The sequence below is a fragment of the Actinosynnema sp. genome (assembly GCF_052038725.1).
The window spans coordinates 1-1,650 of record NZ_JBQGCX010000004.1 but is presented as its reverse complement, the minus strand read 5'-3'; the positions used below and the strand labels follow the sequence as shown (position 1 = coordinate 1,650).

Genomic DNA, 1,650 nt, shown 5'->3' with positions numbered 1-1,650 from the left:
GAAATCATCGTGACTCGTGATTCCAACTTATTCCGCAGGGGTGGGCGCGGCGGAGGACGCGGGGTCGGCCGCGCGCCACCGGGCCCACGCCCCCCTGGAGGCGGGCAGCTCGGGCCGGTCGAGGAGGTCGAGCACGAACCGGGCGCGTGGCTCGCGCCCGGCCAGCCCGCCGAGGCGCTCGCGCAGCTCGGGCCCGTCGACCCGCCGCGCCACGCGCGCGAACACCCAGTCCTTGCACCGGTAGGGCCGCTCCAGCGCGGCGACCACCAGCTCGACCCCCTCCCCTCCCCCAGGCACGCCGCGCCGCGCGAGGTCGAGCAGCAGGTGCCCCTTCGTCGTCCAGGCCGACCACTGGCTGGACGCGGGCGCGCCCCACTCGTCGGGGCAGCGGTTCTCCCACCGCAGGAACAGCACGGCGAACGGCCACAGCTCGGCGCGCGCGGCGTCGTCGGGCGCCTCGCGGAACGCGTCGACCAGCCCGTGGACGGTCCTCCCCCGCGCCTCCCGGTAGACGGCCCAGCAACGCCTCGCGACCGCGACCTCCCGCTCCCCCTCGTCCGCCCGGTGGGAGGACCTCCAGGCGGCGTGGCAGTCGAGCAGCGCGGCCTCGCAGCGCGCCACCAGCTCGCGGTGGCGCGCCAGGGCGCGGGCGCGGACGCGGTCACGGGGGTCGACCAGGTCGAACATCCACCGGCGGGAGAACGGGCGCATCCGGGCAGCGTGCTGCCGGTCGATTCCTGCCGCAAGTTCTTTTCAGCTTGCACTGAAGTGATCGTGTCTCGTGATTCCACTTATTCCGCTGGGCCGTCACGCCGAGTTGTGCTCGAATGGCCGACTGTGACCACCCTGGCCTACCCTCCCCCGCTCGACGACGGCGTCATCCGCGTGCGCCCGTGGCACGACGGGGACCTGCGGTGCGTCGAGCAGGCGTCCCAGGACCCCACGATCCCGCTGGGCACCACCGTGCCCGCGCGCTACACCGAGGAGGAGGGCCGCGCCTACCTCGCCCGCCAGCACGCCCGGCTCACCTCCGGGCAGGGGATCTCGCTGGCGATCGCCCGCCAGGGCGCCGACGAGGCCGTCGGCCACATCAACCTGATGACGCGCCCGCAGCGGGGCGTCGCGGGCATCGGCTACTGGATCGTCCCCGCAGCCCGGCGCCAGGGCCTCGCCCCGCGCGCGATCGCGCTGCTGACCGCGTGGGGCCTGGGCGCGGGCGGGTTCGCGCGCGTCGAGGCGTGGGTGGAGCCGGACAACCACGCCTCGCAGCGTGTGCTGGAGCTGAACAACTACCTCCTGGAGGGGCGGTTGCGCAGCTTCCTGACCCTCGGCGACCGTCGCGCCGACGTGCTCGTCTACTCCCGGATCACGGCGGACCCCGCGGGCTGAGCGCCCTCACCCGCCGCCCGGCACGAGCGCCGCGATGACCTCCCGCAGCGCCTCGCGCCCCTCGTCCGGCGTGCACTCCCCCGCGACGAGGCCGCGCGAGACCCCGCCCATGGCGCCGAGGATCGCGGGCATGGCGGCGGCGGGGAGGCCGTCCGCGCGGGCGTGCGGGAGCAGGGCCTCCAGGCACGCGTCGCTGAAGCGCCGGTCCGCCTCCTGCCTGACCCGCCGCAGCTCCGGCGACCCCTCCAGGGCGCTGATGAC

Annotated in this window: 2 protein-coding genes and 1 pseudogene; 1 reads left to right on the top strand and 2 read right to left on the bottom strand. The window is 75.5% G+C overall.

The window, feature by feature from the left end; translation table 11 throughout:
* Positions 1 to 27 precede the first annotated feature (27 nt).
* Positions 28 to 711 carry a hypothetical protein gene (locus ACTUAL_RS00040; protein WP_440898809.1) on the bottom strand — a complete coding sequence of 228 codons (684 nt, stop codon included), beginning with the start codon at positions 709 to 711 and terminating at the stop codon, positions 28 to 30.
* Positions 712 to 837: 126 nt separating this feature from the next.
* Between ACTUAL_RS00040 and ACTUAL_RS00035 the strand changes: the two genes are divergently transcribed.
* Positions 838 to 1,389 (top strand): GNAT family N-acetyltransferase, encoded by a 552-nt coding sequence (locus ACTUAL_RS00035; RefSeq protein ID WP_440898808.1) that lies wholly within the window; start codon positions 838 to 840, stop codon positions 1,387 to 1,389.
* Between the two features lie 6 nt (positions 1,390 to 1,395).
* Here ACTUAL_RS00035 and ACTUAL_RS00030 read toward each other — a convergent pair.
* Positions 1,396 to 1,650, bottom strand: a pseudogene (locus ACTUAL_RS00030) (hypothetical protein); the annotation flags it as partial.